The organism is Glycomyces dulcitolivorans (assembly GCF_003265355.1).
In the GTDB taxonomy this organism is placed as follows: Bacteria; Actinomycetota; Actinomycetes; order Mycobacteriales; family Micromonosporaceae; genus Glycomyces; species Glycomyces dulcitolivorans.
The window spans coordinates 1-5,808 of record NZ_QFRW01000190.1 but is presented as its reverse complement, the minus strand read 5'-3'; the positions used below and the strand labels follow the sequence as shown (position 1 = coordinate 5,808).

At 73.3% G+C, this 5,808-nt stretch carries 5 protein-coding genes; 3 read left to right on the top strand and 2 right to left on the bottom strand.

The genetic code is table 11. The features are described 5' to 3' along the window. Together DI269_RS14100 and DI269_RS14095 are read left to right on the top strand one after the other, a co-directional pair. A partial coding sequence (locus DI269_RS14100) for a carbohydrate ABC transporter permease (RefSeq protein ID WP_332871952.1) occupies positions 1 to 857 on the top strand: 857 nt, incomplete at its 5' end. A gap of 22 nt (positions 858 to 879) precedes the next feature. Next, on the top strand, positions 880 to 1,911 hold the full coding sequence (locus DI269_RS14095; protein ID WP_112136869.1) for a LacI family DNA-binding transcriptional regulator: 1,032 nt from the start codon (positions 880 to 882) through the stop codon (positions 1,909 to 1,911). Positions 1,912 to 2,010: 99 nt separating this feature from the next. On the opposite strand, the gene DI269_RS27785 is transcribed toward DI269_RS14095, so the two are convergent. Further along, positions 2,011 to 2,154 carry a GPGG-motif small membrane protein gene (locus DI269_RS27785; RefSeq protein WP_176953224.1) on the bottom strand — a complete coding sequence of 48 codons (144 nt, stop codon included), beginning with the start codon at positions 2,152 to 2,154 and terminating at the stop codon, positions 2,011 to 2,013. A 112-nt stretch (positions 2,155 to 2,266) separates the two neighbouring features. Between DI269_RS27785 and DI269_RS14090 the strand changes: the two genes are divergently transcribed. After that, positions 2,267 to 3,865 (top strand): bifunctional 3'-5' exonuclease/DNA polymerase, encoded by a 1,599-nt coding sequence (locus DI269_RS14090; protein WP_198667431.1) that lies wholly within the window; start codon positions 2,267 to 2,269, stop codon positions 3,863 to 3,865. A gap of 128 nt (positions 3,866 to 3,993) precedes the next feature. On the opposite strand, the gene DI269_RS14085 is transcribed toward DI269_RS14090, so the two are convergent. After that, the coding region (locus DI269_RS14085) for an N-acetylmuramoyl-L-alanine amidase (protein WP_112136865.1) at positions 3,994 to 5,808 on the bottom strand (1,815 nt) is incomplete at its 5' end.

The window sequence follows — 5,808 nt, the reverse complement described above, 5'->3', positions numbered from 1 at the left end:
GGCCCGGCCGCCGGGCCCGGGCCCGCCTGCGCGCCCTGCGCGAGCAGCCCGGCCGCCTCGCCTACCTCACGCTCGTCGCGGTCCTGTTCTTCTCGGGGTTCCCGCTGTACTACAGCTTCGTGGTCGCCTCGCGGGACAACTCGGCGCTCGCGACGGTGCCGCCGCCGGTGCTGCCGGGCGCGAACCTCGTCGAGAACGTCCGGCGGGTGTTCGACACGGTCCCGTTCGGGACGGCCCTGCTCAACTCGGTCCTGGTGAGCGGAACCGTGACCGCGTCGGTCGTGTTCTTCTCCACGCTCGCGGGGTTCGCGTTCGCGAAGCTGGAGTTCAAGGGCGCCAAGGTGCTCCTGGTGTCGGTGGTGGCGACGATGATGGTGCCGGTGCAGCTGGGCGTCATCCCGCTGTTCATGCTCATGGTCGAGCTGGAGTGGACGGACACGCTGTGGGCGGTGATCGCCCCGGGCCTGGTCAGCGCGTTCGGGGTGTTCTTCATGACCCAGTACCTGCGCGGGGCGCTCCCGGGCTCGCTCATCGAGTCGGCCCGCATGGACGGGGCCTCGACGCTGCGCATCTTCTGGCAGATCGTCATGCCCGCGGCCCGCCCGGCCGCGGTCGTCCTCGGCGTCCTGACGTTCCTGACCGCGTGGAACGACTACTTCTGGCCCCTCATCGTCCTCTCCAGCCCCGGGAACCAGACGGTGCAGGTGGCGCTGTCGACGCTGTCGGGCGGGTACGTCACCGACCAGTCGCTCGTGCTGACCGGGACGATGCTGGCTACGCTTCCTCTGCTGGCGGTGTTCGCGCTCTTGGGCAAGTACATGATCAGCGGGATCATGCAGGGCGCGGTCAAAGGCTGACACGGAGACGGAGGCGGACGCGATGCGGCGTGCGGAAGCGGGGCCGGTGCGGGGCCCCCGCCCGGGGCGGCCGACCCTCGAAGAGGTCGCCGAGCGCGCGGGGGTCTCGCGCGCGACGGTCTCACGGGTCGTCAACGGGCAGACCACGGTGAACGAGGACCTGCGGCGCGCCGTGGAGGCCGCCGCCGACGAGCTCGGGTACGTGCCCCACGCCGCCGCGCGCTCCCTGGTGACGCACCGGACCGACTCGGTGGCGCTCATCCTCCCCGAGTCCCCCAACCGCGTGTTCTCCGACGACCAGTTCTTCCCCAGCGTCATCCGCGGCGTCGCCACCGAGCTCGACGCGGCCGGGAAGCTCCTGGTGCTCATGACGACCGGATCGGCCGAGGCCCGCCAGCGGGCGGAGCGGTACGCGGTCGGCGGGCACGTCGACGGCGTCATGTTCGCCTCGCTCCACGACGCGGACCTGCTGCCGGAGCTGATGATCCGCCGCGGCGTCCCGGTGGTGTGCAACGGGCTGCCGCAGCTGGAGGCGCCGTGCATCGACGTCGACCACGTCGGCGGCGTGCGGGCCGCGGTCGAGTACCTGGTCGCGCAGGGCCGCAGGCGGATCGCGACGATCGCCGGGCCGCTGGACATGGTCGCGGGGCGGGCGCGCCTGGACGGGTACCGGGAGGCGCTCGCGGGCGCGGACCGGCGCGCGATCGTCGCGGTCGGGGACTTCACGGCCGAGTCGGGGCAGGCGGCGATGCGGCAGCTCCTGGCGGACGAGCCGGACCTGGACGCGGTGTTCGTGGCCTCGGACCTCATGGCGCACGGGGCGCTCCAGGCGCTGCGCGAGGCCGGGCGGCGGGTGCCGGAGGACGTGGCGGTGGTCGGGTTCGACGACATCGCGCTGGCGACGTACTCGGATCCGCCGCTGACGACGGTTCGGCAGCCGATCGCCGAGATCGGGCGGACGATGGCGCGGACGATGCTGCGGCTCCTGGAGGGCTACGAGGTCGAGCCGATGACGATCCTGCCGACAGAACTGGTGGTCCGCGAGTCCGCGTGAGGGCACGGCGGAGCCCGGTCCGCTCGCGCGGGCCGGGCTTCCAGCCTGTTCTGGTTGCGGCCGCCGCCGCGCGCCTTCCGGCGGTGCGGCGCGGCCCTCCTAGGTGAAGACGCTCACCCCGCCCGGGCCGACCAGCAGGCCGACGATGATGACGACGATCCCGAGGAGCACCTGGCCCCGGAAGATCATGTAGATGCCGTAAACCACGAGTAGGACCGCGAGGATCCAGAGAATCAATGCCATGCGGTCCGTATACCCGTCGGCCGCCGGATTATGTCTACATTCCTCTATCTGCGCGGCGGGGGCGGCGGGCCGAACCGGCGGGAATGTCGGTGGGTCGTGGTGCACTGGTGTCGTGGAGGTCGCTCTGGTGCACGGGAGGGCCGGGGAGGGCTGGACGATGCCCCTGCCCGGCGGTGCCGCGGCATACCACCCGGACCTGGCGGGGGCCGTGCGGGAGGAGGAGGCCGGTGAGGCCGTACCGCGGTGGGTCGTGGCGGACGCGGCGCGGGACTACCCGGCGCTGCTGGAGGCGGGGGCGCGCCTGGACCGGGTGCGGGACCTGCGCCTGGCAGAGCGGATCCTGTCGCGGGTCGAGGCGCACGAGCCGCCGGCGTACGTCGTGGCGTCCGATCCTGACGCGGGGACGCTGTTCGAGCGCGAACCCGACCCGGTGGACGGGCCGGCGGAGCTGACGCGGCTCCAGGCGGCGTGGCTGGACCAGCGGCGGCGCACGGCGCACGCGGCGATCCCGGGCCTGGGGGCGCTGCTGGCGGCGGAGTCGGCGGGGGCGCTGGTCGCGGCCGAGATGGGCCGCACGGGCGTGCCGTTCGACCGGGAGGTCCACGACCGGCTGCTGCGCGACCTGCTGGGGCCGCGGCCGTCGAAGGGCATGCGGCCGCGCAGGCTCCAGGGCCTCGCCGACCAGGTCGCGGAGGCGTTCGGGCACCAGCTGAACCCGGACTCGACGAAGCAGGTGCTGGCCGCGTTCCATGCCGCCGGGGTCGAGGTGAAGACCACGCACGCGTGGGAGCTGCATTCGGTGGACCATCCGGCGGTGGAGGCGCTGAAGGTGTACCGCGAGCACGCGCGGGTGTGGAGCGCGTTCGGCTGGAACTGGGCCGACGCGTGGGTGCACGACGCGGTCGACCGCGGGACCGGGCGGACCGCGGGCCGGTTCCGGCCGGTGTACATCGTCGGCGGCGCCGACACGGGCCGGTGGGGCACCGACGGCGGCGGGGCGCTGCAGCTCCCCCATTCGGTGCGGGAGGCGATCCGGGCGGACCCGGGCTGGAAGCTGGTCGCGGCGGACGCGGCCCAGCTGGAGCCGCGGCTGCTGGCGGCCATCAGCGGGGACCGGGCGATGATCGCGGCGACGGCGGCCGACGACCTGTACACCGAGCTCGCACCGAGCCTGGGCGGGGAGCGCGGCAAGGCGAAGATCGCGCTGATCTCGGCGATGTACGGTGGCACGGCCGGTGACGCGCGGCAGCTGGTGCAGCTGATGCGCGACCGGTTCCCGGCGGCGTTCGAGAAGGTCGAGTCGGCCGCGCGCACCGGTGAGAAGGGCGGGCTGGTGCGGACGTGGCTGGGCCGGACGGTCCCGGCGCCCTCGGAGCGGTGGTGGCGGGCGCTCAGCTCGGAGGAGGGTACGAAGTCCTCAGCAAGCCGGGGCCGGTTCACCAGGAACTTCATCGTGCAGGGCACGGCCGCGGAGTGGGCGCTGGTGCTGCTGGCGCTGCTGCGCCGCGACCTGTACGAGCGCGGCCTCGGCGAACTGGTGTTCTTCCTGCACGACGAGGTGATGGTCCACTGCCCGGCCGAGCACGCCGGTGAGGTGTCGGCGGCGATCGAGCGGGCCGCCGAGGAGGCGACGCGCACGCTGTTCGGCACGATGCCGGTGCGGATCCCGCTGCGGCCGAAGGTCGTGGACAGCTACGCCGAGGCGAAGTGACCTGAACACCCCGTTCCGGGCCCGGTCCGGCGTCGTACCCCCGTGTCAGGGTGGAACCGGGGGCCCGCAGACCGGGTGGCATATGACATGTCACATGCCACCCGTCCCGCAGACCCCCCAGCGGTGCGTCAGGCCAGTTCGATGGTCACGTCGGCGGCGTCGACGTAGCCGATCCGGTGGCCGATCTGGATCTGGTAGAACACCGTCTCGCCGGTGACGACGAACGTCGGCGTGTTGTACGTCTTCGCCCACAGCGCCTGCGACGGGAGTTCCTCGCCCATGACGTAGGCCTGGTCGGCGTCGATGGTGGCGACCGCGACGTTGGGCCGGTAGGTCGCGCCGGTGCCCTCGTAGGCGGCGGCCTCGGGATAGGTGTCGCGCCAGACCGTGACGTCGTCGCGTTCGGGGACGACGACGTACGCCTGCGCGGGGGCGAGGACGGGGTTGTCCTCGGGGTTGAGGATCCAGCCCTTCACGCCCTGGTACCAGACGGCGACCCAGTCGCCCCGGACTTCGGCGACGGCGAACCGCTGGCCGTATCCGGCGCGGGCGCCGAGGTCGTCGACGGAGTTCGAGGCGCCGTTGAGCAGGGGCGCATCGAGGCTCGGCTCGGAGTACAGCAGCACCGTGGAGGTGCCGCGGACCGGGCAGGGGGCGGCGTCGTCGCCGGTGTCGCAGCCGGTCAGGACCGGGCGGTTGTCGTCGAAGTCCGGCGCGATCGTGACCGCGCCGCCGGTGATGCCGCCCGTCGCGTGTTCGAGCGGGGAGCCCAGCAGCTGGAAGTAGTGGCCCCAGTCCCAGTAGGGGCCCGGGTCCCAGTGGGTCGACTGCGGGACGTTGTCGTGGCCGAGGATGTGGGCGCGGTCGATCGGGACGTCGTACCGGTCGGCGAGGAAGCCGACGAGTTCGGCGGAGTTGCGGTAGAGGATCTCGGTGTACCAGGAGCCGTCGGCGGCGAAGCCCTCGTGCTCGACGCCGAGGGAGCGCATGTTGACCGCCCAGTTCCCGGCCTGCCAGCCGACGTCCGAGTGGTCGAGGTGCTCGGCGATGTGCCCGTCGGAGGAGCGGACGGTGTAGTTCCAGGAGACCCGCTTCGGGTCCTGGACGACGTCGAGGGTGCCGTCGTAGTAGCCCTCGGTGTCGTGGATGACGATCGCGTTGATGTCGATGTCGTTCTCGCGGTCGGCGAGGTCGTGGTTGCCGTACTGGCTCGCCGCGGTCCCCCACTGCCGGTAGGGGGCGGGGATCCACTCGCAGCCCAGGGTGGCCGGGCAGGTCGTGTTCGACGTGTCGAGGGCCGTGAGGCCGAGGGCGGCGAGGCCGCTCTCGTCGGGGTCGACGGTCGCGGAGGCGAGGGTGACGGTGCCGTCGTCGGTGTCCTCGGTGGCGCCGGTGGCGATGAGCCCGTAGACCTCGTCGGCGAAGCGGGCGGCGGTGGCCTCGTCCCCGGCGCCGGAGTAGCGGGCGACGGCGGCGTACCAGTCGGCCGGGTCGTCGGAGTCGACGCCGAGGCCGGCCTGGTAGTCGGCGAGGAGCGCGGCGCCGCCGGCGATGTTCGCGGCCGGGTCGGTGCGCAGCTCCTCCTCGGTGGCGCCGGTCAGCGAGGCGGCGGCGGCGATGGTGAGCGGCCCGGGGGTCCCGGCCTCGGGCGCCTCCTCCTCGGGAAGCTCCATGGGCCGGGTGTCGTCGCCGCGGGCGTCGCCGTCGTGGTGGTCGCCGGCGCCGTTGAGGCTCTCGACCTCGGCGGTCAGGTGCATGGGGCCGAAGCCGCCGGCGGTGCTGGGTTCGCCGCCGTGGTCGGTCCACCGCGACTGCATGTAGGAGACGCCGAGGAGCACGGACTCGGGGACGCCGTACTCGGCGGCGGCCGCGGCGTACTCGGCCTGGCGCGGCGAGGCCGCGGGCTCCTGGGCGGCGGCCGTCCAGGCGACGGTGCCGACGGC